This is a genomic window from Streptococcus porcinus (genome assembly GCF_901542335.1).
Lineage (GTDB): Bacteria > Bacillota > Bacilli > Lactobacillales > Streptococcaceae > Streptococcus > Streptococcus porcinus_A.
On sequence record NZ_LR594036.1, the window covers coordinates 1,704,071 to 1,729,016 of the forward strand.

The window sequence follows — 24,946 nt, forward strand, 5'->3', positions numbered from 1 at the left end:
ATAACGCGACTCCTTTTCACCCTCGGACTAACTTGTTTTATTGTCTTTATTATAGACAAAAAAGAGCCCTATGAGCTCTTTTAAGAATAGAAGGCTTCCACCTTAGTATGAAATGCATTTTCTTTGGCTTAAGTTACAGACTAGAGACCTAGCTGTTGTTTAAAAGATTTAATATAGGAACGTGAAACTGGAACCTTTCCTTGATTAGACATGGTAACCTGATAAGTTTGATTAAACCAAGGCTGAATCTCTTTTATCTCTTCTTGATTAATAATATAAGCACGATGCACCTTTAAAAAACGGTCGGATGTCAAATTTTTTTCGATGGCTGATAAACTGGTATGACTCGTATAAGAACCTTTTTTCGTATAAACTGTCGTTTCTTTTCCTTGAACTTCACAATAAATAATATCTGAAAATGGGAGCAAATAAATGCGTTCGTCCGTTTCAATTGTTAAACGTTCAACTGTTTTATCAGCTTTAGGCTGAGATAAATAATTAGCATTTTGAACTTCTAAAGCCAGCTTAGCTTTTTCAATAGCTTTCTTGATTCGCGTTTCTTCAAAAGGCTTTAGAATATAATCCAATGCATTAACTTCAAAAGCTTCCACAGCATGATTATCATAAGCTGTCGCGAAAATAATAAGGGGTGCATGAGGAACCTTGGTTAAGCGTTTGGCCAAATCTAAGCCACTTTCATCCGTCAAATGAATATCTAAAAAAAGCAAATCTGGTTGGTCTGTCAGTATAATCTGAAAAGCATCTTCAATAGATTCCCCTTCAAAAATATTCTCTACCTCTTGAGTCTGTTGCAGTAGATAAGACAGTTCCATACGTGCTAGTGGTTCATCATCAATAACGGCAACTTTCATACTCTATCTCCTTCAATCCATTGTAATGGTAAATATATGTCAAAACAAGAGCCTTGTTCATTTGAACTAATAACTAATTGTGAAGCATCTCCATATAGATTAATTAGTCGGCGGTTGAGATTTTCAAGCGCTGATCCCATACCGTGCGATGATGGAACGACTTCTTTCCCTAGCTTAGGAAGAAGATCAGAGGCAATACCCTTCCCATTATCTTTAACTTGTAAGTGTAATATTTGGTCATCAGTAGAAAGCGTTACGCGGACATGATTATCTTTTTTTCGCCCTGCAAAGGCATGCTTTAAGGCATTTTCAACGAGAATTTGAATAACAAATGGTGGTATGGCTGCTTGTTGCAAGCTTTCAGGAATTCGCATTTGAATGTCAAAACGATCTGGAAAGCGAGCCTGTTCAATAGCTAGATAAGCATTCAAGTGTTTTAATTCTTCCGCAACAGAAATAATATTATGACGTGTGCTAGTGATATTAGCTCGGAAATAATTCCCTAACTGAAGAAGCAAGTGACGTGCTTTCTCACCATCAATGCGCATTAAAGCAAAGATGGTATTGATAGCATTAAAAAGAAAATGAGGGTTAACTTGAGCCTGCAAGGACTTAATTTCGGCATCTTTAAGTAAAGCTTGCTCTATAGCCATCTGGCCGAGCTCTAGTTGCGACGAAAAGATATTTCCTAAGCCCCCAGCTAATTCTTCTTCAACATAAGTTAGACGATCTGCATCAGTAAAGTAGAGTTTAAAGGTTCCTGCCACTTTTCCTCTTACATATAAGGGAACAACGATTGCAGCAGCTAAAGGGCAATTTGGCACATGACAACCTATTTCCGACTTATGCTTAGCCACATGAATCTGCCCTGTTTCAATAACCTCTTTAGATAAATCAGTGATAATTTTCTTAGCTGGGATGTGGTGGTCACTAGCAGCACCCACATGAGCTAAAATAGAGGTTCTATTGGTGACACTTACAGCAGAAACCCGCATAAATTTTTTGATCTCAAGGGCTGCTTTTTGAGCTGATTCTGGCGTTAGCCCTTGACGAAAATAAGGCAAAGTTGTATTCGTCAAAGCTAAAACATCGTGTGTCTGAATAGCTTTCATGCTCTCTTCTTGCCTCAACGTTCCAAGAATAATTGACAAGAAAAGTCCTGTTCCTAAAGCATTAACAAACACCATAGGAATAGCTATGATTTTAATTAATTCTACCGCTTGTGTCTTGTCGGGTGAGAAAAGATAGATGCAAAGCATCTGGACAATTTCCATTAATGCTCCACATAAACTCCCTTGCCAGACAGCTGGATAGCTTTTTCTGCGTAAGCTCATACGCCCTAGTAGACCAGAAAAAATCCCAATTAAAACCGAGGAAACAAAGTATGTATAAGGCGCATTTCCTCCTTGGAACCATCGCACACTTCCTGAAATCACACCGACAAAAAAGCCGACAAAGGGGCCGCCTATTAACCCCGACATCCCAATGGTTAAAGTCCTTGTATTGGCAATGGAGGTGTGAGACGACAGATTGACTAAGCCTCCATTTCCGATATCATAAGGTGCATTGACAAGAACCCCAGTGAAATTACTAATTATAGCAAAAACACTAAAGGTCAGAATCAGAAGCCAACGTACCCGTAAAGAATCGCGGTGATACATCATCCGCTTATAAAAAGGGATAATCATTAATAGATTAGCCAATAGAATGATCAACCCAACTCTTTCAAGCAGGGGTAAAAATAGTGTAATCATAGCATAACCTCTTTGGGTTATTATAACACTGTTTTGAAATCACTTTCAAGTTTATAATAATATTTACTTGCTGTTTTCAACGGCTGCGGTAATAAATGCCGTATAAAGTTCCTCAGCACGGTTTGGGCGACTATGAAGCTCTGGGTGATACTGGGCTGCAACAAAGAATTTTTTCTCTGGTAGCTCAACAATTTCCATCAAGCGGTTGTCTGGTGAAACACCTGAGAAAACAAAACCTGCAGCTTCAAACTCTGAACGGAATTTAGTGTTAAACTCGTAACGATGACGATGACGTCTTTGAACAACTTCTTGATTATTATAAGCAGTTGCAGCTTTTGAACCAGATTTTAACTTGCACGGATATAAACCTAAACGTAAGGTGCCACCCATATCTTCAATATCAATTTGATCACGCATAATGTCAATGATTGGGTAAGGGGTTTCTGGATCAAGTTCTGCAGAGTTAGCATTTTCTAAATTTAAAACATTTCGAGCATATTCAACACAAGTTAGTTGCATACCTAAACAAATACCCAACATTGGAATATCCTGTTCACGAGCATAACGAATAGCTTGAATTTTACCTTCCGTGCCACGTTGACCAAAGCCTCCAGGTACAATTATACCATCAGCATCTCCCAGTAAGGATGCTACATTTTTAGCTGTCAAATCGTTGGCATTTACCCATTTTAAATCAATTGCTGTGTTATTTTCATAACCTGAATGTTTCAAAGCTTCAACAACGGATAAGTAGGCATCTGGTAATTCAACATATTTTCCAACAAGTGCAATTTTAGTTGTTTTTTCAAGGTTCATAACCTTATTAACCATAGCAGTCCACTCAGTCATATCTGCTTTTGGAACATCCAATTTCAAGTGATCACAAACAATTTGATCCATACCTTGAGCTTGTAAATTCAATGGAATTTGATAGAGATGTTCAACGTCACGTGATTCAACAACAGCTTCTGGTTCAACATCACAAAACTGTGCTAACTTGTTTTTAATACCATCTTCAACTTCTTTTTCTGTACGAATAACAAGCATATTAGGCTGGATACCTAAGCCACGCAATTCTTTCACTGAGTGTTGTGTCGGTTTCGTTTTCATCTCGCCAGCAGCTTTAAGATAAGGCAACAAGGTCGTGTGGATATACATAACGTTATCAGAACCCACATCGGCTTTCATTTGACGGAGAGCTTCTAAGAATGGCAAACTTTCAATATCCCCAACTGTTCCACCAACTTCTGTGATAATAACATCCGAATCGGTTGTTGTAGCTGCTCTTTTAATCTTTTCTTTTAAGGCATCTGTGATATGTGGAATAACTTGAACTGTTGCGCCTAAATACTCGCCTTTACGCTCTTTACGCAATACTTCACTGTATATTTTACCTGTTGTAACGTTCGAATATTTATTTAAATTAATATCAATAAAACGTTCATAGTGCCCTAAATCAAGGTCAGTCTCAGCGCCATCATCCGTTACATATACTTCTCCATGCTGATATGGACTCATTGTCCCTGGGTCAATATTGATGTAGGGATCGAATTTCTGAATAGTTACTTTTAACCCGCGGTTCTTTAATAAACGACCTAAACTTGCTGCAACAATCCCTTTACCAATTGATGAAACTACACCACCAGTTACAAAAATATACTTTGTCATTAATACTCCTTATAAAATTTTTTTGAATCATGTTCATCTCCAATACCCTTGACAAGGGGAATAACACTCTTAATTGAGAATGGTCAAAAGCACGAAATTTTCCATGATGAAAAAAACAAAAATAGCCCCCTAGTAATAGGGAGCCTTAATCGACCTCTTAAAGAGGTGCCCGAATAATAATATAAACTATATCATCATATTTGTCAAATAAAATATCGATTTAATGAGAGTAATAATATTAGTTGCCTTATAAAGGAATCAAACTCTATTCTTCTTCATCATCTTCTTCATTGATTTCAACTTCTTCGATATCATCTTCTGGGATGATTTCATTTAATTCTGAATCATAAGATTCTACTTCTGATTTTTCATCGTCTGGATCTTCTTCATCGTATTCAACATCTTCAGTTTCTTCTGTAAAGTCTTCATCTTCTGGATCATCATCGCTATAATCAATAGCGTCTTCATCACCATCCATAAAGGCATTAACACGTTTTTTCTTACGTTTTGGTGAACCATCTTCTTCATCTTCTAGTGTGATAATTTCTTCATCAATCTCATCAATGGCATACCATGAGCGTAGACCCCATTTGTTATCACCAAGTGGAATAAATGATCCATCAGTGTTTAAATCTGTATAGAAAAATGGTAAAGCATGACGAATATCAGCATCAGATTTTCCTAAGAAAGTTTGGATATCATTGACTAAGTCGCTAAAATATACTTCGTTGTCACGGCCACGCTCTTCTAAAATAGCGCGGGCTACTTCAATCATTGATAATTCACTTTTTTCTTGTCCCGCAAATATGTCTAATTTCAAGGCAATTCTCCTTATTTTATCATTCCTTACTATTCTACGCTAATTTTATTAATTCGTCAAAGCTTTTATCAGTTATTTACTGACTAGATTTAGCCATATTGACTATTCTTTCGAAAATAGCATTCATATCTTCAAGCACATCGTCTGCTGCAGTTTGATCAATCTGTAGACGTTTTTCTTCGAAAGCTATAACTCTTATACCAGCGGCTTTTGCTGCCATTATACCAGATGGAGAATCTTCAATGACAATAGTATTTTTCGCCTCTAACTGTAATTCTTTCAGAACATGACGATAAATAGCAGGATTGGGTTTACTTTCCTGAAAATCTTCTCCGGAGACTATGAGATCAAAATCTTTTACAATACCACAGGCTTCAAGTACCTGAATAATATATTTCTTAGAAGTTGAAGAAGCTACTGCTAACTTCATTTGATTTTCTTTTGCAAATAAATTAATTTTAAGAATATCCTGTCGGAATAAATGTTTAACAGTTTCTGCTTTATATTTCTTTTCAGAAATCTTCTCTAAAGCAAACGTTATGTCTTGATCTGTAACTTGAGTTTGACTCAAACGACGGATACGTTTTAAGAGATCTTGACCAGAGCGACCTACCAGTTCGGAAAAATCTTCATGACCCAAGAAAAGAGGGTCAACTGCAATTGACCTAATGTAGTCACTTTGTAACTGAAAATCCAGATATTCAGTATCAACAATTACCCCATCCATGTCAAAAATGATAGCTTCTAACATATCTCTCCTTTTGATTAATAAAAAGCCTGAAATAGATATTTCAGACTCTTTTGTCAATTACCCGCTTAGGTTTCTTTTATTTTACTTTAGCAGATTCAGTAATAACTTCAACTGCTTTTTTCATTGCGATATCATGTTTAAGCATGTCAGCAGAAAGAAGTGAACGAACTTGTTCAACTGGCATATTGTATTCTGTTGCAAGGTCATTAATTTCTTTTTCGATTTCTTCGTCTGTAGCTTCAAAACCTTCTGCTTTAGCAATAGCTTCAATAACAAGATTTGTTTTAACACGTTTATCTGCTTCTGCTTCATATTGCTTATGTAAATCTTCTTCAGAGGTACCTGTTAATTGGAAGTACATTTCTGGAGAGATTCCTTGACGTTGCATATTGCCCATGAATTCGTTCATTGAACGATGAACTTCGTCGTGAACCATTTCTTCTGGTAATTCAACAATTTCAGCATTAGCAACAGCTAATTCAATTGCTGCGCCTTCTACAGCGTCATCATATGCGATTTCTTTAGCCGCTTCAAGTTCTTTACGGTATTTAGCTTTTAATTCATCAAGTGTTTCAACTTCTTCATCAATATCTTTAGCTAATTCATCGTCAAGTTCAGGAACTTCTTTAGCTTTAACTTCATGAATAGTTGTCACGAATTTTGCATCTTTACCTGCAAGATCTTCTGCTTGGTAATTTTCAGGGAAAGTAACATTTACATCTTTTGTTTCGCCAGCTTTAACACCAACCAATTGTTCTTCAAAACCAGGAATAAATTGACCTGAACCAAGCTCAAGTGAGAAGTTATCACCTTTTCCACCATCAAACTCAACACCATCAACAGAACCAACAAAATCAATAACAACAGTGTCGCCTTCTACAGCAGCATCTTCTTTAACAACAAGTTCTGCTAGGTTTTTGCGTTCACGTTCGATTTTTTCGTCTACTTCTTCATCTGTAACTTCTTTTGAAAGGTCAACTTCAACAGTTAAATCTTTATAGTCACCAAGTTTTACTTCAGGTTTTGTCACAACTTCAGCAGAGATTTCCCAATCTTTACCTTTTTCCATTGAAACAATATCAATTTTAGGTTGTGCAACAACTTCTAAAGCAAGTTCTGAAACTGCTTCTTCGTAGGCACTTGGCAAGATGATATTTAAAGCATCTTCGTAAAGCACTTCTTCACCAAATTTTTTATTAAAAATTGGACGAGGGATATGACCTTTACGGAAACCTGGTACATTTAAATCTTTCTTTATTTTATTAAAAGCTTGATCAAGAGCTGGTTTGATTTTTTCTTGATTAATTGTAAAAGTAATAACGCCACGGTTAGTAGCTTTGTTTTCAAATGATGTAGACATTAAGTCATTTCTCCTTAAAATAATTTAGATACTCTTCATTTTATCATAAATCAGCGCTGTTTTAAAGTTTTTTTATGTATGAAAGTAGAGCCAATCCCTTTTACTTCTACTTTTTAAAGCTAGACATTTCCATTTGGTCTTATTTTTGATAAACTAACAACATGAGAAAGGACTACCTATGACTTTTTTAATCAATTATATCAATCATCTTAATCTTGAGGAACTCCTCTTTTCTTTAATCTCAAAATTTATATCATTGGGACTACTACTGATATTTTTTGCCATCGCTAAACAATTAGCCAACTCTTTTTTAGAAAAAGCCATTTTCAAATCCTTAAGCCTCTCCCGACAAAGCCAAGCTCGCAAACGAACCTTAACCAAATTAATTCATAACTTGATCAATTATCTCCTCTATTTTCTGCTACTATATTGGTGTCTAAGCCTCTTAAATATTCCTGTCTCGAGTTTACTTGCAGGAGCCGGAATTGCTGGGGTAGCAATTGGTTTAGGCGCTCAAGGCTTTCTCTCAGATGTTGTCAATGGTTTTTTTATCCTATTTGAAAACCAATTTGAAGTAGGAGATACCGTTTCAATTGCTAGTATTGATGGTAATATTTCAAGTGTCGGTATCCGGACAACACAAGTACGGGGATTTGACGGTACACTCCACTTCATCCCTAACCGTAATATAACAGTCGTTAGTAACAAGTCTCGTGGCAATATGCGAGCATTAATTGAAATTCCACTATATTCAACAACAGACTTAAACAAAGTAACAAAAATTATTGAAGCCGTGAATCAAGCTGAACTCGTAAACTATCCTCAAATTGTTGATAGACCAACTATTTTAGGGCCTCAGATTACGGCTAATGGGCAATTTTCGTTTAAGGTGGCAATATTCACAGAAAATGGGCAACAATACCTTATTTATCATACCTTTTATCAAAAGTATCAAGAAGCTCTTCTGAAAGAGGGAATTGTTTTACCAACTTCTAACACCCTTCAAATACCTACCAAATAAAAACCCTAATGAACAGCTAGGCTAAATTGATTATTATATCAACTTTAACCCTCTTCTGTTCATTAGGTTTTTAATTTTTTCGAATAGCGTCTGCTTTATAGCTTGCCCGTGCCCCTCCAATTAATTTAGGTCGGCTAGCCAGAGCTGTTACATGAGCTCCCCCTAACTCTCTTCTGATTGGGACAATTGGAACTTGGACTTTTTTTACATGCATCCCAATCGAGGTATCACCTATATCCAGACCAGCATGAGCCACGATTTCTTCAACCTCTACAGGACTGGACATGTATTTAAAAGCAGCTAACTGGCCACTACCACCAGCATGAAGACTAGGCAAAACATTTACAATTTCATAATCTTTAGCTTCTGCAAGGCTTTCCTCCACAACCAAAGCACGATTTAAATGTTCGCATCCTTGAACAGCTAGATAAATCCCTCGAGTAGATAGTTCATCCAAAAGCGTTTTGACGATAACCTCACCAATTTCAAGGCTTGACTCCTTACCAATCAAGCCACCTTTAACTTCACTTGACGATAAACCTAAAACAAAAACCTGTCCCGACTTAATATTACTTTTATCTAAAACGTCATTCAAAATTTCTAGGGTTTCCTTAGCCAATTCCTTATAATCAATCATCAGTAAGTCACCTCCTAAGCTACTTTCTTAACTCTAGAAAAACTCAGACAAACCAAATAACCAACCAACATTCCCAAAAAATTCTGGCCGACATTGCCAACTATTCCCGCGATAGCAGCTCCCAATCCGTACATAGGGATAGTCGCCATGAAATAAATACCAACCATCGCTAGCGATGATAAGACAAGTCCTAAAATGCGACTTCTACCTGTTAGACCTGCGAGATAACCTTGAGACCCATGGGCAATTAGGCTAAAAAACATCCAGTTTGGATAACCTGAAATCAAATCAATTAAGAAGCCCGAGAGGGCGCCAACAATCATTCCTTCACGTTTGCCTAGATAAAAAGCTGTAAAATAAATCCCTGCATCAAGCAAGGTCAAAAAGCCCGTTGGAGTTCCAATGCTAACGAATTTTCCAAGCATCGTGGTAAGGGCCGTTAAGATGGATAGTTGAACCATCATTTTAAGTTTCCTATTAGTCATAATTTTGTTTCACTCCATAGTCATCTGCGTGTTGAATAGCCTGATAAACAAAGTTTTTAGCCTTTTGAACTGCTTCAAGGGGACTTTCTCCTTTTACCAAATAGCTAGCAATACTAGAGGCAAAAGTACAGCCAGCACCAATATTATTCTGGTCTAAAATAGGAAATTCTAAAATTTGAAAATCCTTCCCATCATAAAAGAGATCTAAAGCCCGTTCTTGACTAAAACGGTTTCCACCTTTAATCACTAGGTTTTTAGCCCCTAATTGATGAAGAATCTTAGCTACATCTTTCATATCATCTAGAGTCCTTATAGATTTTTGTGCCAATAGCCCCGCTTCTACCAAGTTTGGAGTAATAATTGTAGCATAGGGGAAAAATTTTAGCATTTCTTCTCTCAAGGCAGAGACCTCTACATCATGATTTTCCTTACAAACTAAGACGGGATCAAGAATGATTGGGATGTCAGAATGGACTTTAACAAAGCTAAAAGCCAGCTCAGCAATTATAGTATTTGGTAAAAGTCCTAGTTTAATAGCCGAAAAAGGAACGGCATCGAGACTCTTTAACTGGCTCTCAAATACGGCTTGTTCTGTTCCATAAACTTCAAAACCAGATTCCGTCATGGCAGTGAGGCAGGTAACTGCTAAAAAGCCATGAAGCTGATGATAGTTAAACGTCGCTAAATCAGCATAAAGACCACCCCCACTAAAAATATCATTTCCGGAAATAGCTAAAATATAGTTAGTCTTCATAGATAATCTCCTTTAAATAGAGGCCGTTCCCTGCTATTGTGGGGCCGGCTAACTGCCTATTTTTTTGCTCAAGAATAATTCTGACCTGCTCAACTGGCATTCTCTGGTTCCCAATCTTCAATAGGGTGCCAACCATATTACGGACTTGCTTATAAAGGAAACCATTTCCAGTAAAGGTGAAAATGAGGCATTGCCTATGAGAATCGAAATTACAATCCGCTTGATAGAGTGTGCGGACCTTATTTTCAACACTTGTTCCAGCTGCAGTAAAACCAGTAAAGTCATGAGTTCCAACCAAATCTTTGATAGCTAGCTCAATCAATGAAAAATCCAATGGATAAGGGTAATGCGTGGCGTATTTCCGCATCATAGGGTTTTTAGTCCGTCCGACATCAACGATAAATTCATAGGTTTTGAGGTGCTTCGAGTATCTAGCATGAAAATTATTAGAAACCTCTTCAACACTTATGACGTCTATATCTTCAGGAGTCTGCGTATCTAAGGCAAATCTTAATTTTTCAAGTTCACGCCTTTCGGCTAAATCAAAATGAATAACTTGTCCATAGGCATGTACTCCGGCATCAGTTCGACCTGCACCCTGAATGGCAATAGGTTCTCCTTTATTTAAACGCATTAAAGTTTTTTCAATTTCTTCTTGAATGGTTCTAGCCTTTGTTTGGCGTTGAAACCCAGAAAACTGGCTTCCATCATAAGAAATAACGGCTTTATATCTAATCATAATACTATTCTAGCATTTTTTTTATCAAGCAGATAATTTTATCCACCATCTGTACCCATACAATTTTTTCATCTTTTATTATCTGAAATTCAAATAAAAAACCTTACTGACAAACATCTCTAATTCTGATATAATTAGTGCTAATATTCAAGTAGCAAAGGGGAAATGTTAATGAAGGTCACAAAATTTGGCGGAAGTTCTCTAGCCAATGCAGAGCAATTAAAAAAAGTACTAAACATTGTAAAAACTGATCCTGATCGAAAATTTATTGTAGTTTCTGCACCTGGTAAAGAAAGGCCAGACGATCAAAAAATAACTGATGCCTTGATTGCCTATCATGATGCTTACGTTACGGGGGCTTCCCTACAGGATATACAAGAGAATATCATCAATCGGTTTAAAAAGATTATTGAGGCACTGGAACTTAGTCAAAAACTCTTAGATACTATCACAAGTGACATTAAAGGATTAGCACAATTACCCATTGAGAACAATCCCTTCTTATATGATACATTTTTAGCTAGTGGTGAAAATAATAATGCTAAACTAATCGCTGAGTATTTCCGTAATAATGGCTTAAAAGCAAGATACCTTAATCCTGGAGTCGCTGGCTTAATAGTTTCTAATGAGCCACAAAACGCTCGCATTCTCCCAGCAAGCTATGATAAAATGGAAAAACTAAAAGAGTACGATGGCATCTTAGTTATACCTGGTTTTTTTGGAATTACCAAAGATGGAGAAATTTGTACCTTTTCACGAGGCGGTTCAGATATCACCGGTTCGTTAATAGCTGCAGCAATTAGCGCAGACCTCTATGAGAATTTCACAGATGTCGACGGTATGTTTGCCGCACATCCTGGTGTTGTTAAAAAACCTCACTCCATCAAAGAATTAACCTATAAGGAAATGCGAGAACTCGCCTATGCAGGCTTTACCGTCCTCCATGATGAAGCTCTAATACCAGCTTACAGAGGGCAAGTTCCTATTGTTATTAAAAACACCAACAATCCTGACCATCCCGGAACAAAAATTGTCCTTGATCGCAGTACCGACAAAAATCCAGTAGTCGGAATTTCAGGTGATGATCAATTCATTAGTATTAACATGTCCAAGTACCTCATGAATAGAGAAGTCGGATTTGGTCGTAAAGTTTTACAGATTCTAGAAGATTTACATATTCGGTGGGAACACATGCCTACTGGTATCGATGACCTCTCTATCGTCATTCGAGAAAGGGAAATAACCCCAATCAAAGAAAAAGAAATTTTAACCTATTTAACCCATAATTTAGAAGTTGATGAGGTATCTGTGATAAAAAACCTTTCCATCATCATGCTTGTAGGTGAAAACATGAAGAGTCATGTCGGTGTAACTGCCACTGCAACTAAAGCACTGTCAGAAAACAAAATCAATATCACCATGATTTCTCAGGGCTCAAGTGAAGTTTCTGTCATGTTTGTCGTTGACTCTAAGGATGAGAAAAAAGCCATCAAGGCTCTCTATCAAGCTTTTTTTAACTAATATGATCATAAAGAAAAAGAACATGGGTACACTGGCCCATGTTCTTTTTCTAACATAATGCACCCTAGAGGAGTCGAACCTCTAACCGCCTGATTCGTAGTCAGGTACTCTATCCAGTTGAGCTAAGGGTGCTCGTTAACCATAAATCAAAAAAGATAGGAAAATTCCTACCTCTAAAGACTCCGCCAGTAGGACTCGAACCTACGACATCATGATTAACAGTCATGCGCTACTACCAACTGAGCTATGGCGGATTAAAGCTAAGCGACTTCCGTATCTAACAGGGGGCAACCCCCAACTACTTCAGGCGTTCTAGGGCTTAACTACTGTGTTCGGCATGGGTACAGGTGTATCTCCTAGGCTATCGTCACTTAACTTATGATTGAACTGTATTCGAACTTAAATCTTACTGAAAAAGTTAAACTTCCTTGTGTGCAACCACACAGCCTCAATTCCCTATTTTCATACAGATTTTTTAACGTTCTCACTACTTAAGATTAGTCCACTCAAAATTGAATAACTATATCTTATCAAGAACTCTACCTCTTTGTCAATAAACGTGTGACAACTATTTCTTATCTTTGGATAAGTCCTCGAGCTATTAGTATTAGTCCGCTACATGTATCACTACACTTCCACTTCTAACCTATCTACCTGATCATCTCTCAGGGCTCTTACTGATATTAAATCATGGGAAATCTCATCTTGAGGGGGGCTTCGCACTTAGATGCTTTCAGCGCTTATCCCTTCCCTACATAGCTACCCAGCGATGCCTTTGGCAAGACAACTGGTACACCAGCGGTAAGTCCACTCTGGTCCTCTCGTACTAGGAGCAGATCCTCTCAAATTTCCTACGCCCGCGACGGATAGGGACCGAACTGTCTCACGACGTTCTGAACCCAGCTCGCGTGCCGCTTTAATGGGCGAACAGCCCAACCCTTGGGACCGACTACAGCCCCAGGATGCGACGAGCCGACATCGAGGTGCCAAACCTCCCCGTCGATGTGAACTCTTGGGGGAGATAAGCCTGTTATCCCCAGGGTAGCTTTTATCCGTTGAGCGATGGCCCTTCCATGCGGAACCACCGGATCACTAAGCCCGACTTTCGTCCCTGCTCGAGTTGTTGCTCTCGCAGTCAAGCTCCCTTATACCTTTACACTCTGCGATTGATTTCCAACCAATCTGAGGGAACCTTTGGGCGCCTCCGTTACCTTTTAGGAGGCGACCGCCCCAGTCAAACTGCCCGTCAGACACTGTCTCCGATAGGGATTGCCTATCTGGGTTAGAGTAGCCATAACACAAGGGTAGTATCCCAACATCGCCTCTAACGAAACTGGCGTCCCGTTCTCAATGGCTCCTACCTATCCTGTACATGCGGTACAGATACTCAATATCAAACTGCAGTAAAGCTCCATGGGGTCTTTCCGTCCTGTCGCGGGTAACCTGCATCTTCACAGGTACTAAAATTTCACCGAGTCTCTCGTTGAGACAGTGCCCAAATCATTACGCCTTTCGTGCGGGTCGGAACTTACCCGACAAGGAATTTCGCTACCTTAGGACCGTTATAGTTACGGCCGCCGTTTACTGGGGCTTCAATTCAGATCTTCGCTTGCGCTAAACCCTCCTCTTAACCTTCCAGCACCGGGCAGGCGTCACCCCCTATACATCATCTTACGATTTAGCAGAGAGCTGTGTTTTTGATAAACAGTTGCTTGGGCCTATTCACTGCGGCTGTCATCGCTGACAGCACCCCTTCTCCCGAAGTTACGGGGTCATTTTGCCGAGTTCCTTAACGAGAGTTCTCTCGATCACCTGAGGCTACTCGCCTCGACTACCTGTGTCGGTTTGCGGTACGGGTAGTATGTAGTTAAACGCTAGAAGCTTTTCTTGGCAGTGTGACATCACTAACTTCGCTACTAAACTTCGCTCCCCATCACAGCTCAATGTATCAGGTATAAGCATTTGACTCATACCACACCTCACTGCTTAGACGTGCTCTTCCATTCGCACGCTTTAGTTAGCCTTCTGCGTCCCTCCATCACTATACATACTAGTACAGGAATATCAACCTGTTGCCCATCGAATACACCTTTCGGTCTCTCCTTAGGTCCCGACTAACCCAGGGCGGACGAGCCTTCCCCTGGAAACCTTAGTCTTACGGTGGACAGGATTCTCACCTGTCTTGCGCTACTCATACCGGCATTCTCACTTCTATGCGTTCCAGCACTCCTCACGGTATACCTTCTTCACACATAGAACGCTCTCCTACCATTACTATTACTAGTAATCCACAGCTTCGGTAAATTGTTTTAGCCCCGGTACATTTTCGGCGCAGGGTCACTCGACTAGTGAGCTATTACGCACTCTTTGAATGAATAGCTGCTTCTAAGCTAACATCCTAGTTGTCTGTGCAACCCCACATCCTTTTCCACTTAACAATTATTTTGGGACCTTAGCTGGTGGTCTGGGCTGTTTCCCTTTCGACTACGGATCTTAGCACTCGCAGTCTGACTGCCGATTATATCTACTTGGCATTCGGAGTTTATCTGAGATTGGTAATCCGGGATGGACCCCTCACCCAAACAGTGCTCTACCTCCAAGAGACTTAACATCGACGCTAGCCCTAAAGCTATTTCGGAGAGAACCAGCTATCTCCAAGTTCGTTTGGAATTTCTCCGCTACCCACAAGTCATCCAAGCACTTTTCAACGTGCCCTGGTTCGGTCCTCCAGTGCGTTTTACCGCACCTTCAACCTGCTCATGGGTAGGTCACATGGTTTCGGGTCTACATCATGATACTAAGTCGCCCTTTTAAGACTCGGTTTCCCTACGGCTCCGTCTCTTCAACTTAACCTCGCATCATAACGTAACTCGCCGGTTCATTCTACAAAAGGCACGCTCTCACCCATTAACGGGCTCGAACTTGTTGTAGGCACACGGTTTCAGGTTCTATTTCACTCCCCTCACGGGGTGCTTTTCACCTTTCCCTCACGGTACTGGTTCACTATCGGTCACTAGAGAGTATTTAGGGTTGGGAGATGGTCCTCCCAGATTCCGACGAGATTTCGCGTGTCTCGCCGTACTCAGGATTCTGCTAGGGCTCAATTCAATTTTAAATACGAGGCTGTTACTCTCTTTGGCTTACCTTCCCAGGTAATTCTTCTATTAAATTAAAGTCCCACGTCGCAGTCCTACAACCCCGAGGAGTAAACTCCTCGGTTTGCCCTCCTGCCGTTTCGCTCGCCGCTACTAAGGCAATCGCGTTTGCTTTCTCTTCCTGCAGCTACTTAGATGTTTCAGTTCACTGCGTCTTCCTTCTCATGACCTTTATAGTCATGGATACTAACCATTAGTTAGTGGGTTCCCCCATTCGGACATCTCTGGATCAGCGCTTACTTACAGCTCCCCAAAGCATTTCGTCGTTAGTCACGTCCTTCTTCGGCTTCTAGTGCCAAGGCATCCACCGTGCGCCCTTATTAACTTAACCTTATTCCAGTCTTTCGACCTTCTTATTTTTTAATATGTTCGCGTTTATCTTTTTTTCGGTTTATTTCTTGTTACTTTTCTACAATCATTTGTATGATCGTGGAATTTGATATAGTTATTCAATTTTCAATGGACTATTATGATATTAAGAACCGTTACGACTTGTCGTAAAACTTGCGTAAAATAAGGAACAAACCAGTGATGTGTCTTCAGACACGAGATGGTTTTGACTTATTTCTAGTAAGTTTAGGTTCGTATTCAAATATCATTTATCTAGTTGAACACGAGATTAATTTCTTAGGAAAATAGATAACCTTCCTTGTGTGCAAGCACACTGTGTCAGATTCCTAATTTTCTACAGAAATTTCGGCAAGCCGAACATCTCTTTGTATCCTAGATAATGGAGCCTAGCGGGATCGAACCGCTGACCTCCTGCGTGCAAAGCAGGCGCTCTCCCAGCTGAGCTAAGGCCCCGACTAATAAACTGGTTGTTACATTATTAGTGGTGGTACTATTCTATTACGTGAAGCTTAATTGTATTCGAACTAAAATCTTAGTGAAAAAGATAAATTTCCTTCTGTGCAAGCACACAGCGTCAATTTCCTATTTTCATACAGATTTCTTAACGTTCTCATGACTTAAATAAGACCTCTCAAAACTAAATAAGACATGACCAAACGTCTTCCATTTCCTTAGAAAGGAGGTGATCCAGCCGCACCTTCCGATACGGCTACCTTGTTACGACTTCACCCCAATCATCTATCCCACCTTAGGCGGCTGGCTCCTAAATGGTTACCTCACCGACTTCGGGTGTTACAAACTCTCGTGGTGTGACGGGCGGTGTGTACAAGGCCCGGGAACGTATTCACCGCGGCGTGCTGATCCGCGATTACTAGCGATTCCGACTTCATGTAGGCGAGTTGCAGCCTACAATCCGAACTGAGATTGGCTTTAAGAGATTAGCTTGCCGTCACCGGCTTGCGACTCGTTGTACCAACCATTGTAGCACGTGTGTAGCCCAGGTCATAAGGGGCATGATGATTTGACGTCATCCCCACCTTCCTCCGGTTTATTACCGGCAGTCTCGCTAGAGTGCCCAACTTAATGATGGCAACTAACAATAGGGGTTGCGCTCGTTGCGGGACTTAACCCAACATCTCACGACACGAGCTGACGACAACCATGCACCACCTGTCTCTCCTGCCCCGAAGGGAAATCCTATCTCTAGGACGGTCAGAAAGATGTCAAGACCTGGTAAGGTTCTTCGCGTTGCTTCGAATTAAACCACATGCTCCACCGCTTGTGCGGGCCCCCGTCAATTCCTTTGAGTTTCAACCTTGCGGTCGTACTCCCCAGGCGGAGTGCTTAATGCGTTAGCTCCGGCACTAAGCCCCGGAAAGGGCCTAACACCTAGCACTCATCGTTTACGGCGTGGACTACCAGGGTATCTAATCCTGTTTGCTCCCCACGCTTTCGAGCCTCAGCGTCAGTTACAGACCAGAGAGCCGCTTTCGCCACCGGTGTTCCTCCATATATCTACGCATTTCACCGCTACACATGGAATTCCACTCTCCCCTTCTGCACTCAAGTTTGACAGTTTCCAAAGCGAACTATGGTTAAGCCACAGCCTTTAACTTCAGACTTATCAAACCGCCTGCGCTCGCTTTACGCCCAATAAATCCGGACAACGCTCGGGACCTACGTATTACCGCGGCTGCTGGCACGTAGTTAGCCGTCCCTTTCTGGTTAGTTACCGTCACGTAATGGATTTTCCACTCCCATTACCGTTCTTCTCTAACAACAGAGCTTTACGATCCGAAAACCTTCTTCACTCACGCGGCGTTGCTCGGTCAGGGTTCCCCCCATTGCCGAAGATTCCCTACTGCTGCCTCCCGTAGGAGTCTGGGCCGTGTCTCAGTCCCAGTGTGGCCGATCACCCTCTCAGGTCGGCTATGTATCGTCGCCTTGGTGAGCCTTTACCTCACCAACTAGCTAATACAACGCAGGTCCATCTCATAGTGGAGCATTTGCCCCTTTTAAGTAGATGACATGTGTCTTCTACTTTCATGCGGTATTAGCTATCGTTTCCAATAGTTATCCCCCGCTATAAGGTAGGTTACCTACGCGTTACTCACCCATTCGCAACTCATTAGACTGGTGCAAGCACCTGTCCTCTGCGTTCTACTTGCATGTATTAGGCACGCCGCCAGCGTTCGTCCTGAGCCAGGATCAAACTCTCATTTTAGTTTGAACTTACTCGTTCTTTTTCTGTCGCTGACAGATTTATTGCTTTTTTGATTGACGGGTAATATGTCTTGCATATCACCCTCACGTTTGGTTTTTTCTTGTCTTATTCAGTTCTCAAAGGTCTTGAATCTCTTACGAGACAACTATTTTATTCTATCAGCTATCATCTTCTTTGTCAATATCTTTTTTCAATTTATTTTCATTTTTCTTTTACATCATTTTTAAACATGCTTATCTTCATTTACCTTAGGCGTTGATAAAAAAAATAAGAAGGTAGGACCTTCTTATAGTTCTTTTTGATATTTAGCGACTTCAGCTTTGTTAGCCCATACAAAATGTCCTGGTTTTATTTCTACCATCTCAGGTTTATCAACTGAATAGTCATGCTGGTCTACCGAGTAGACAATTAATTTTTTCTTTCTCTCAAGTATTGGGTCTGGAATTGGTACTGCTGATAGAAGTGACTTGGTATAAGGATGAACTGGATTTACGAAGAGTTCTTCTGTTTCAGCGACTTCAACGATGATCCCTTTATGGATAACTGCTATTCAATCTGATATAAAACTCTTAGAAATGTTGATGTCCCATGTTTCTGAAAGTGTTTGATTTTCATAATAACGAAAAAAGACTGAAGAAAATTGTCCAAAGATGGACTTTTTCTTCAATCTGAAAGCAGAAAGTTTTCCTGCTTTTTTATCTTTTATTTTGCCTCAATAAGACCTAAATCGCCATCTTCACGGCGGTAAAGAATATTTGTTTCACCATCTTCAGAATCTGTGTAGATAAAGAAATCATGTCCTAGAAGTTCCATCTGTAAACGCGCTTCTTCAATATCCATTGGTTTAAGTGTGACATTTTTGGTACGAACAACTTTGACAACTGGACTTTCTTCAACCTCTTCTGATTCAAATTCATTTGTGAAAACTTGACCAGTTGGAATCTTTTCACGATGTTTTTTAGCGATTTTTGTTTTATTTTTACGAATTTGACGCTCAATCTTATCAACTACTAAATCGATTGATCCATACATGTCTTGTGAGACATCTTCTGCACGAAGAGTCATTGATCCTAGTAAAATAGTTACCTCAACTTTAGCAGTCTTTTCACGATACACTTTGAGATTGACACGAGTATCTATTTCATTCTCTTCAACAAAATATTTTTCAATTTTAGCAAGCTTAGATTCAACGTAGTCGCGAATTGCATCTGTTACTTCAATATTTTCTCCACGAATACTAAATTTAATCATAAGATACCTCTTTCCTATCGCATGAAGCGCTTTCTTTAATACTATTATACCGTTTTCATGAAAATTTGCAAGTTTTAGCGTGCAATACTGAAACTTTTTATATTAATAAAACCTTCAGCAATAAGTACGTCTCTAACATGTTTTATAGTTGTTCCAGTAGTATAAATATCATCAATAATTAACAATTTTTGATTTTTTTGAACTTCTTTAGCCAGTTCGTTAATATAAAAGCTATTAGCGCTCCTTAAACGTTGCACTTTATTTTTCTGAGATTGGTGTTCATTTTCTACTTTACTAACCATTGGTGAAAACTGGCAACCTGCTACTTCCAAAATTGCTGTTACTTGATTAAAACCTCTTATTTCTTCCCTCTCTGGACTGACAGGAACTGGTATTAGTACATATTCCTTATAGTTTTTTCGCACTGTTTCTAGGAACGGTTGGGCAAAAACATTTCTAAGTAAATAATCCCCTTGAAATTTATAACTTGAAAAATATGCTTTCATGTAATTGTTATATTTGAATAGAGCATGATGCTTAACTGCATACCCCTTTTTACTCCACTCAATACAATCATTACATAAATTAGCTGATCCAGATTTGAAACAAGCTGAACAATGTTTTGGACCTACTCGTTTAAACTTACTTTGACAAGAGTGACATATTATTTGCTCCTTTTTCAGTAAGAAAATAATTTCTAAAAGAGAATAACTGTGTTCAATACAATTTTCACATAAAAGGCAATTATAACCCATAAGCTTCCTTATTTAAACCTCTTATTTCTTTCCTTGCTCTATACATAGCAGAACTCACTCCCTCGTGAAAAAAGATTACTTTACCATTTGGGCGTTCGACAGATCTCCCAACCCGCCCAGCTATTTGAATGAGACTTGAAGATGTAAAAAGGCGATGATGCGCTAATATTACAAAGACATCTACACCAGGAATAGTAACACCTCTTTCTAGAATCGTAGTCGTAACAAGAATTGATAGGTCACCTCGACGAAAGTCCTCAATTAATTCTTTACGTTTGAGCGTTTGACTGCTTACATATCCTATCTTGTGGTTAGGAAATGCTTTTACTAAAGTTTCATAAAATTTTTGACCTTTCTCTATGACAGGATAAAAAATTAAAAGTGGATAGGGCAAAGTAGTTTGTTTTTGAATAGCAGAAAATAGTTTATGAGGGAGTTTATTTCTATCCAAATATCGCTGAAGATTAAAAATCAATTGAAAATCAGGTACTATCAAAGGTTTATTATGAAATCGTCTCGGTAGAGTTATTTTGGTCAGTTTACCATTCGTCACTTCCCTCTCTAAAAACTTTGTAGAGGTAGCTGTCAAATAAATTAACCGACCTTCCTCCATCAACGCTGATATAACAGCACGATTTAGGAGTGGATTGTCAACAAATGGAAAAGAATCTACTTCATCAATAATAATCAAATGAAATGCCTTATAAAATTTCAATAACTGATGAGTTGTTGCAATGACAAGCGGAGCTCTATGATAACTTTCTGACTCTGCATGCATCAAAACAATCTGACATGAGAAGTCACGGCTTAAGCGCCTATGAACTTCAATACAGACATCTATTCTCGGACTGACTAATGCCACCCATTTCCCACTATTGACTACTTCTTCGATAACTCTATAGATCATCTCTGTTTTACCTGCTCCTGTAACAGCATAAACCAAACTCCGTTTTTCTAAACAATAATTTTCAACCAATTGTTTAGAAATACTCTCTTGATAAGGTGTTAAAGTTCCTTTCCACTTAAGATAACTCCCTTTAGGAAATGGCTGAGCAGGGTAATAATAGAGCTTGTCATGACTTTGCACTCGACCAAAAACTAAACACCATCTGCAATAATAGTGTCCATTAGGTAGTAAGTGGTCTTTATCAGCTTTACTAAAGCAACGTCCGCAATAATAATCCTTACCATCATCCTCAAAACTATCTTTAGTACTTGCAATCCTTTGTGCTTCATAGCTAATTTGATTAGCTGTAAATATGCGACCATATAAATTCTCTAAACATTCCATACTTATCTATTCGAGATATTTTGCCAAAACGTTGTTTTTACTGTAAACTTTTCTTATGGAATCTTACAAAACAATACAAGCAAATGGTCATTTCGAAGAAGTAATCAAAAAATCACGTTTTATTGGTCAAGCTTTTCGCATTTCAAGTGAAGAAGAAGGCAAAGCAATTTTAGCAAAAATAAAAAAAGAGCACTACAAGGCTAATCATTCTTGTTCTGCTATGATCATCGGCGAGAATGCACAAATAAAACGCTCAAGTGATGATGGTGAACCATCTGGTACTGCTGGACTACCTATCCTTTCTATCCTAGAAAAACAGGACTTAACTAATATTTTAGTGGTTGTCACGCGCTATTTTGGTGGGATTAAATTAGGGACTGGCGGCCTCATAAGAGCTTACTCTTCAGTAACTGCTGCAACATTAGATAGCTCGCAACAAATCATAGTAAAAGAACAAGTTGGTCTGCGCGTTCACTTAAGTTACTCTCAGTATCAAGTTTTTACTAACTTTATAGAAACCTATGGATTAGTTGAACAGCATACTACTTTTACTGATCAAGTCTCAACAACACTCTTTTGCGATTTCGATTTTCAATCTAAACTGATTCAAGAGCTCTCAGAATTCTATCAAGGCAAGATTTCTTTTGAAGCGGTGGACTCTCAAGTTGTTGAAGTACCTATTTAAGTCCTCTGATATATTTCATCTATCAAGGTAATAGAATAATACTATTTTACATCGTACGAGTTAGGCCATATACTATGTTTAGAATTAGTATATAATTAAGGTGGAACATAATATGTCTAAACTATACAACAATATTACAGAACTGGTTGGTCAAACTCCAATCATTAAATTACAACATTTAGCCGACAAAGAATCAGCTGATGTCTATGTTAAACTCGAATCTTTTAATCCAGGTTCTAGTGTTAAAGACCGTATTGCTCTTGCAATGATTGATGCTGCTGAACAAGAGGGAATCATTAAACCAGGTGACACTATTATTGAACCAACTAGCGGAAATACTGGTATTGGTTTAGCCTGGGTCGGAGCTGCAAAAGGGTACAAAGTTATTATTGTTATGCCTGAAACTATGAGTCTAGAACGTCGCCAGTTGATTCAAGCTTATGGTGCTGAATTAGTTCTTACCCCAGGTTCTGAAGGAATGAAAGGTGCTATTGCTAAAGCTCAAACTTTAGCAACCGAAATCGGAGGCTGGCTTCCATCACAATTCACTAACCCAGCCAACCCTAAAATTCACGAAGAGACAACTGGTCAAGAGATTTTTGAAGTTTTCAAAGAAATTGGCCTAGATGCCTTTGTTGCAGGAGTTGGTACTGGCGGAACCATAACAGGAGTTTCCCATGCGCTAAAAAAAGTTATGCCTGAACTTAAAACTTATGCTGTTGAAGCTGATGAATCAGCTGTCTTGTCAGGTCAAGAACCTGCTCCGCATAAAATTCAGGGAATATCTGCTGGTTTTATTCCTGAAATCCTAGACACTAACTCATATGACAGTATTATTCGAGTAAGCTCTGATAATGCCCTTAAAACAGGTCGTTTGGTCGGAGCTAACGAGGGATTCTTGGTGGGAATTTCATCTGGCGCTGCTATCTATGCGGCTTTATCCCTAGCTAAAGAATTAGGTAAGGGCAAAAAAGTTCTCGCGCTACTTCCAGACAATGGGGAACGCTATCTCTCCACTGGGCTTTATCAATTCAATTAAAAAAACAGGTGCTATCTGTCATGGCACCTGTTTTTAATGTTTAAAATGTTCTAATCCTTCTTTTATCCAAAGATCCAAATTAGCAGCTAGCGGCTTAAAGCCTATTTTTAATCGACTATTTGAAAAACGATGGCGGTGTGATAATTGATGTTTCTCTTCTTCTAATGTTCTCATAGAAAGACTAACTTTTTGGTTGAATTCATCATAATCAACAACCTGTACATCAACCGCATCACCCACCGTTAGTATGTCATGGATGTTATTAATATAGCCTGTTTTAATTTCTGAAATATGGATGAGACCTGTTGTTCCATTATCTAGGGCAACAAAAGCACCATAGGGTTTGATTCCTGTAATAGTCCCATGAAATTTGTCGCCTATTTTCATTAATCTAAAACCTCAATTGTCTCAATCACCACGTCTTCTTTAGGCTTATCCTGCAGACCAGTTTCAACAGCAGCTATGGTATCCAACACATCATACGAAGTTTGATCAACCAATTGACCAAATACAGTATGTCGTCTATCTAGATGAGGAGTTCCTCCTTTTTCAGCATAAGAAGCTGCAATAGGTACAGGCCAACCTCCTCGTTCTAATTCTTTTTGAGCATATGGAATTTTCTTATTCTGAACAATGAAGAATTGACTACCATTAGTATTTGGTCCAGCATTTGCCATTGAAAGAGCACCGCGTAGGTTATAAAGCTCATCTGAAAATTCGTCTTCAAAGCTATCTCCATAGATAGATTGTCCTCCCATTCCTGTTCCTGTCGGGTCTCCACCTTGAATCATAAAATCAGGAATAATACGGTGGAAAATAATACCATCATAATAGCCTTCTTTTGCAAGACCAATAAAATTAGCTACTGCTTTAGGAGCGTGTTCAGGAAAGAGTTGTACTTGCAAATCACCGTGATTCGTTTTAATAATAGCTTTTGGGCCCTGAACAGTATCTAAACTTACTTGCGGAAAGTGTAATTCTTTTTCGATCAAACCTAATTCCTCCAATGCATATAAAATGCCATTTTCTTCTACTTTTTTTGTAACAAAATCAGCTTTTTCTTGTAATAAAGGATGAGATATCCCCATTGCAATACTGATTCCGGCATAATCAAATAATTCTAAATCGTTCAACTCATCCCCAAAAACTAAAATATTTTCAGGTTTTAAACCAAGATGGTCAACTACTTTTGAAACACCTAATGCTTTTGATGTCCCCTTTAAAACAACATCTGATGAGTTATCATGCCATCTAACCAACCGTAAGTGTTCAGCCAAATCCTCAGGTAGTTGCAAAGCATCTCCTTGGTCCTCAAAGGTCCACATTTGGTACACATCCTGTTTTTCGTTAAAATCCGGACAAACATCTAAATCTGCATAAACAGGATCAATAGCTTTGCTGACCAAATCATTTCTTTCTGATAATACAGCTTGATGGCGACCAGCCATCCCATAGTTGATTCCCACTGCATCAGCCCACTCTTTGAACCTCATTACGATTTCATCAGGAATAGGTGCTTGGAAAATAATGTTTTTCTGATCATCTTTAGCATAAGCCCCATTTAACTTAACACAGTAATCAGCATGTAAATCTTGGACCTCTTGAGGTACACCATATCGTGCACGGCCAGAAGCAATACCAGTCAGAATGCCCTTTGCTTTTAATTCTTTAAAGATTTTTTGAATCGTTTCTGGCATATAGCCAGTGTCTTTTATTCTTAGGGTATCATCAATATCAAAAAAAACCATTTTTATTTTCTTTGCTTTATATTTCGTTTTTGCGTCCATCTTTTCCCTCCGTTAACAGATACCAT

Annotated in this window: 19 protein-coding genes, 3 tRNA genes, 3 rRNA genes and 1 pseudogene; 4 read left to right on the forward strand and 22 right to left on the reverse strand. The window is 39.1% G+C overall.

The window, feature by feature from the left end; all coding sequences use genetic code 11:
- Positions 1 to 140: 140 nt before the first annotated feature.
- From FGK96_RS08220 to tig, 6 genes are all read right to left on the reverse strand, one after another.
- Positions 141 to 872: a LytR/AlgR family response regulator transcription factor gene (locus FGK96_RS08220; protein ID WP_138082976.1), complete on the reverse strand. Its 732-nt coding sequence runs from the start codon at positions 870 to 872 to the stop codon at positions 141 to 143.
- Positions 869 to 2,626, reverse strand: coding sequence for a sensor histidine kinase (locus FGK96_RS08225; protein WP_138082978.1), 1,758 nt, complete (start codon positions 2,624 to 2,626; stop codon positions 869 to 871). The genes FGK96_RS08220 and FGK96_RS08225 overlap by 4 nt, the downstream gene beginning before the upstream one ends.
- Before the next feature lie 63 nt (positions 2,627 to 2,689).
- Positions 2,690 to 4,294: a CTP synthase gene (locus tag FGK96_RS08230; protein ID WP_138082980.1), complete on the reverse strand. Its 1,605-nt coding sequence runs from the start codon at positions 4,292 to 4,294 to the stop codon at positions 2,690 to 2,692.
- A gap of 265 nt (positions 4,295 to 4,559) precedes the next feature.
- Positions 4,560 to 5,114, reverse strand: a complete 555-nt coding sequence (rpoE, locus tag FGK96_RS08235; protein WP_138082982.1) for a DNA-directed RNA polymerase subunit delta — start codon at positions 5,112 to 5,114, stop codon at positions 4,560 to 4,562.
- Between the two features lie 76 nt (positions 5,115 to 5,190).
- On the reverse strand, positions 5,191 to 5,865 hold the full coding sequence (locus FGK96_RS08240) for an HAD family hydrolase (protein WP_138082984.1): 675 nt from the start codon (positions 5,863 to 5,865) through the stop codon (positions 5,191 to 5,193).
- A gap of 76 nt (positions 5,866 to 5,941) precedes the next feature.
- Positions 5,942 to 7,225: a trigger factor gene (gene tig / locus FGK96_RS08245; protein WP_138082986.1), complete on the reverse strand. Its 1,284-nt coding sequence runs from the start codon at positions 7,223 to 7,225 to the stop codon at positions 5,942 to 5,944.
- A 178-nt stretch (positions 7,226 to 7,403) separates the two neighbouring features.
- On the opposite strand from tig, the gene FGK96_RS08250 reads away from it, so the two are divergent.
- Positions 7,404 to 8,246, forward strand: coding sequence for a mechanosensitive ion channel family protein (locus FGK96_RS08250; RefSeq protein WP_138082989.1), 843 nt, complete (start codon positions 7,404 to 7,406; stop codon positions 8,244 to 8,246).
- Positions 8,247 to 8,316: 70 nt separating this feature from the next.
- Here FGK96_RS08250 and FGK96_RS08255 read toward each other — a convergent pair whose 3' ends face one another.
- From FGK96_RS08255 to truA, 4 genes are read right to left on the reverse strand one after another with little or no spacing between them, the layout of a single operon-like run.
- Positions 8,317 to 8,883 (reverse strand): TIGR01440 family protein, encoded by a 567-nt coding sequence (locus tag FGK96_RS08255; RefSeq protein WP_420031107.1) that lies wholly within the window; start codon positions 8,881 to 8,883, stop codon positions 8,317 to 8,319.
- 14 nt (positions 8,884 to 8,897) lie between these two features.
- The gene (locus FGK96_RS08260; RefSeq protein ID WP_138082991.1) at positions 8,898 to 9,368 is read right to left on the reverse strand and encodes an ECF transporter S component; all 471 of its coding nucleotides are present in this window, start codon (positions 9,366 to 9,368) and stop codon (positions 8,898 to 8,900) included.
- On the reverse strand, positions 9,361 to 10,122 hold the full coding sequence (locus FGK96_RS08265) for a bifunctional hydroxymethylpyrimidine kinase/phosphomethylpyrimidine kinase (RefSeq protein WP_138082993.1): 762 nt from the start codon (positions 10,120 to 10,122) through the stop codon (positions 9,361 to 9,363). The genes FGK96_RS08260 and FGK96_RS08265 overlap by 8 nt, the downstream gene beginning before the upstream one ends.
- Complete coding sequence (gene truA / locus FGK96_RS08270) at positions 10,112 to 10,861, reverse strand: tRNA pseudouridine(38-40) synthase TruA (RefSeq protein ID WP_138082995.1); 750 nt, start codon at positions 10,859 to 10,861, stop codon at positions 10,112 to 10,114. The genes FGK96_RS08265 and truA overlap by 11 nt, the downstream gene beginning before the upstream one ends.
- 171 nt (positions 10,862 to 11,032) lie before the next feature.
- Between truA and FGK96_RS08275 the strand changes: the two genes are divergently transcribed.
- The gene (locus FGK96_RS08275) at positions 11,033 to 12,382 is read left to right on the forward strand and encodes an aspartate kinase (protein WP_138082997.1); all 1,350 of its coding nucleotides are present in this window, start codon (positions 11,033 to 11,035) and stop codon (positions 12,380 to 12,382) included.
- A gap of 58 nt (positions 12,383 to 12,440) precedes the next feature.
- Here FGK96_RS08275 and FGK96_RS08280 read toward each other — a convergent pair.
- The 10 genes and pseudogenes from FGK96_RS08280 to FGK96_RS08325 all read right to left on the reverse strand — a co-directional run bounded on the left by FGK96_RS08280 (position 12,441) and on the right by FGK96_RS08325 (position 21,409).
- Positions 12,441 to 12,514, reverse strand: a tRNA-Arg gene (locus FGK96_RS08280).
- A gap of 48 nt (positions 12,515 to 12,562) precedes the next feature.
- Positions 12,563 to 12,636, reverse strand: a tRNA-Asn gene (locus FGK96_RS08285).
- A gap of 5 nt (positions 12,637 to 12,641) precedes the next feature.
- Positions 12,642 to 12,757: ribosomal RNA gene (rrf, locus tag FGK96_RS08290) — 5S ribosomal RNA — on the reverse strand.
- 206 nt (positions 12,758 to 12,963) lie between these two features.
- Positions 12,964 to 15,868 (reverse strand): 23S ribosomal RNA (locus tag FGK96_RS08295).
- A gap of 400 nt (positions 15,869 to 16,268) precedes the next feature.
- Positions 16,269 to 16,341, reverse strand: a tRNA-Ala gene (locus FGK96_RS08300).
- 222 nt (positions 16,342 to 16,563) lie between these two features.
- Positions 16,564 to 18,112 (reverse strand): 16S ribosomal RNA (locus tag FGK96_RS08305).
- The 16S, 23S and 5S rRNA genes sit together here with 3 tRNA genes alongside, the layout of an rRNA operon.
- A gap of 286 nt (positions 18,113 to 18,398) precedes the next feature.
- Positions 18,399 to 18,662, reverse strand: a pseudogene (locus FGK96_RS08310) (peptide ABC transporter ATP-binding protein); the annotation flags it as partial.
- A gap of 152 nt (positions 18,663 to 18,814) precedes the next feature.
- Positions 18,815 to 19,363, reverse strand: coding sequence for a ribosome hibernation-promoting factor, HPF/YfiA family (hpf, locus tag FGK96_RS08315; RefSeq protein WP_138082999.1), 549 nt, complete (start codon positions 19,361 to 19,363; stop codon positions 18,815 to 18,817).
- Positions 19,364 to 19,437: 74 nt separating this feature from the next.
- Positions 19,438 to 20,118: a ComF family protein gene (locus FGK96_RS08320; RefSeq protein ID WP_138083001.1), complete on the reverse strand. Its 681-nt coding sequence runs from the start codon at positions 20,116 to 20,118 to the stop codon at positions 19,438 to 19,440.
- The gene (locus FGK96_RS08325) at positions 20,108 to 21,409 is read right to left on the reverse strand and encodes a DEAD/DEAH box helicase (protein ID WP_138083003.1); all 1,302 of its coding nucleotides are present in this window, start codon (positions 21,407 to 21,409) and stop codon (positions 20,108 to 20,110) included. Before FGK96_RS08325 ends, FGK96_RS08320 begins: the two co-directional genes overlap by 11 nt.
- 55 nt (positions 21,410 to 21,464) lie before the next feature.
- Here FGK96_RS08325 and FGK96_RS08330 point away from each other — a divergent pair, with 55 nt between their 5' ends.
- Complete coding sequence (locus FGK96_RS08330; RefSeq protein ID WP_138083005.1) at positions 21,465 to 22,094, forward strand: YigZ family protein; 630 nt, start codon at positions 21,465 to 21,467, stop codon at positions 22,092 to 22,094.
- Between the two features lie 112 nt (positions 22,095 to 22,206).
- Positions 22,207 to 23,133: a cysteine synthase A gene (cysK, locus tag FGK96_RS08335; protein ID WP_138083007.1), complete on the forward strand. Its 927-nt coding sequence runs from the start codon at positions 22,207 to 22,209 to the stop codon at positions 23,131 to 23,133.
- A gap of 33 nt (positions 23,134 to 23,166) precedes the next feature.
- Here cysK and FGK96_RS08340 read toward each other — a convergent pair whose 3' ends face one another.
- Both FGK96_RS08340 and FGK96_RS08345 read right to left on the reverse strand, forming a co-directional pair.
- Positions 23,167 to 23,520: a S1 RNA-binding domain-containing protein gene (locus tag FGK96_RS08340; protein WP_138083009.1), complete on the reverse strand. Its 354-nt coding sequence runs from the start codon at positions 23,518 to 23,520 to the stop codon at positions 23,167 to 23,169.
- Complete coding sequence (locus FGK96_RS08345; RefSeq protein ID WP_138083011.1) at positions 23,520 to 24,920, reverse strand: bifunctional Cof-type HAD-IIB family hydrolase/peptidylprolyl isomerase; 1,401 nt, start codon at positions 24,918 to 24,920, stop codon at positions 23,520 to 23,522. Before FGK96_RS08345 ends, FGK96_RS08340 begins: the two co-directional genes overlap by 1 nt.
- Positions 24,921 to 24,946: the final 26 nt, after the last annotated feature.